The sequence below is a fragment of the Mesorhizobium sp. M2A.F.Ca.ET.042.01.1.1 genome (assembly GCF_003997405.1).
Classification (GTDB): Bacteria; Pseudomonadota; Alphaproteobacteria; order Rhizobiales; family Rhizobiaceae; genus Mesorhizobium.
The window spans coordinates 1-2,303 of record NZ_RZRX01000477.1; the positions used below are offsets into that span (position 1 = coordinate 1).

3 protein-coding genes and 1 pseudogene are annotated in these 2,303 nt (G+C 55.8%); 3 read left to right on the forward strand and 1 reads right to left on the reverse strand.

The window, feature by feature from the left end; translation table 11 throughout:
* From EOA23_RS36155 to EOA23_RS33905, 3 genes and pseudogenes are all read left to right on the forward strand, one after another.
* Positions 1-325 (forward strand): hypothetical protein (locus EOA23_RS36155; protein ID WP_210212520.1); only part of this gene is annotated, 325 nt, incomplete at its 5' end.
* Positions 325-561 carry an IS66 family insertion sequence element accessory protein TnpB gene (gene tnpB / locus EOA23_RS33900; RefSeq protein ID WP_127307250.1) on the forward strand — a complete coding sequence of 79 codons (237 nt, stop codon included), beginning with the start codon at positions 325-327 and terminating at the stop codon, positions 559-561. The genes EOA23_RS36155 and tnpB, both read left to right, overlap by 1 nt.
* Positions 562-606: 45 nt before the next feature.
* Positions 607-1,423, forward strand: a pseudogene (locus tag EOA23_RS33905) (IS66 family transposase zinc-finger binding domain-containing protein); the annotation flags it as partial.
* Here the strand turns inward: EOA23_RS33905 and EOA23_RS33910 are convergent.
* Positions 1,389-2,303 (reverse strand): CocE/NonD family hydrolase (locus EOA23_RS33910; protein ID WP_127307251.1); only part of this gene is annotated, 915 nt, incomplete at its 5' end. The pseudogene EOA23_RS33905 and the gene EOA23_RS33910 sit on opposite strands and share 35 nt — an antisense overlap.

The window sequence follows — 2,303 nt, forward strand, 5'->3', positions numbered from 1 at the left end:
TCTCATGCCAATCGAAGAGCTTCTTAAGAACGGTTTTGACCTGGACCGGACTGCCGTCGTGCCTGCGACAGCACGTAACAATTCATACAAGATCAGTCGCCAAACTCGCTTCGCCAAGTTCGACCGCCTCCAAACGGACGAGTCTGATTTATGCCCACCGCTGGGACAAGGACGCATCCCAATGCTCAATAGTCGTCAAACGTGCCAGCTTGGCCGGCTTCAACCGATGGCCTGCTATCATGGTCGAGTAGCTCAGCCATTCGGCTTTCGCCCTCACAGATCCGGGCGGACGGATTTCCCGCATCAAATGTTCGAGCACATTTGATGCATTCAGGGCATCTCTTCGTCTTCAGGGGCCGCAGATCGGATATTTTGAAGATCATCTGGCATGATGGGCTGGGCGCCTGCCTTTTTACCCGGCGGCTGACGAAGGGCCGGTTTATCTGGCCGAATATGGAGGGCGGCGCGGTAGCGATCTCACCGGCACAATTGTCTTATTTGCTGTCCGGGATCGACTGGCGCTATCCGCAGGAAACCTGGCGTCCGACCCGGGTCGGATAGCATTATTACATTGAAAATATTGAGTGAACCTGATCGAATGGCTTCATGACTTCAAAGCCTGTGGATCTTCCTGCGGACCTTGCGAGCGCCTATCTGGCGCTGCTTTCCGAGCGTGAGATGTTGTAGGCTGAACGTGATGTCGTTGTTGCCGAGCGCGATACCGTCGTCGCCGAGCGGGACATTGCGGTGGCGTAAGCCGCCAATGCGCAGGCGATGCTGTCCGACAGCGCGGCGCTGATCGCCAAACTGGAGCTAGCGATCGAAAAGCTAAGACGGGAGCTTCGCGGAAAGCGTTCCGAGCGCACCGCGCGATTGCTTGACCAGATGGAATTGCAGCTCGAAGAGCTGGTGATGGCCGCGACAAAGGACGAGGTTGCAGCGCAGGCTGCTGCAGCCAAGACCGCGAGCGTACGTTCGTTCAAACGCAAGCGGCCGGTGCGAAAGCCGTGGGCGGAGGATGTCGAGCGCAAGCGTGTGGTCATCGATCCTCCCAGCACATGTGCATGCTGCGGCGGATCCCGGCTTTCCAAGCTGGGCGAGGATGTGACCGAAACGCTGGAGGAGATCCCGCGCCGGTTCATCGTGATCGAAACCGTACGCGAAAAATTTACCTGCCGAGACTGCGAGGCGATCAGCCAGCCGCCGGCGCCCTTCCATGCGACGCCGCGCGGCTTCATCGGTCCTCATCTGCTGGCGACGATCCTGTTTGACAACTTTGGCATGCATAGCCCAGAGCACCCGCTTCAAGGCCGAAGGCATCGACATGCCGATCTCGACACTGGCCGATGTTGGTCATGGGACCTTTGCCCTCATGCCGCTCTTCAAGCTCATCGAGGCTCATGTGTTCGCGGCCGAGCGCCTTCAGCCTTGATGAATGCGATATGTGGTTGTGAATTGCCGACCACTGGTAAACTAATGAACGAGACCTCACCGGGCCCTAGGAAAACTGTATTTTTCGCCTTCATCCAAGTTGCCGAACGATACTGATCCTCGCCAGTGTTAAGATTGCGTTCATACATTGGAAAGTCAGAACTTTGAACGACTACACGGAGCCGATGCCCATTTAGAAAAACATTGCTAGTTGCCGGAAGGTCGATCTGTATATCATACGGTTCACCTGGATTCATCAGGACCTGCTTCTGCAACCCCTCTCGATATCGCATTCTCAGAATGCCTGCAGTTATGTTGTACGCGGTGCCATCTGGATAAACATCGATCAGTTTAGCAATAAAGTCCGTGTCCATGGCGCTTGATGCGACGCGAAGATTGACCGTCGAGCGACCAGTTACCTCCAACGGCGCATTCAAAGGCGCGGATGTGTAGAACAGCACATCTTGCCTAGAGTCATTGGGAGCTTGGTCAACCGAACCGGCGCCCCTGTAAAAATCTGCGCCGCCGATGCTCGGCGTCGGGTCCGCCGGGTCATATATTATGCTGTCTTGCTCGTTTCGTTCGGGTGCTCTGAGCGAAAGGTGTCCATCTCCTCCAACGCTATTTGCGTGCCCGCCGCTAGTTAGATAAAGGCGGACTTGCTTCGTGTTTGGCAATGGCCAAACGTCAGTCGAACGCCACTCATTGGCGCCCATGACAAAGTACTGAATCTTGGGCATGTTTTGCAGTGCGGACTGGTTCCCGTTCAACCAATAGTCAAACCAGCGTAAATACAGCTTGTTATAATCGAACTCGGCATCTCCGACATACCGCGAACCCGGCGCGTTACCGGCGTAGGTCTGCTCCGAAAC

Excerpts from the sequence above, each read along its gene's own strand:
- tnpB (WP_127307250.1), top strand. The coding sequence starts at position 325 with ATGCATTCAGGGCATCTCTTCGTCTTCAGGGGCCGCAGATCGGATATT.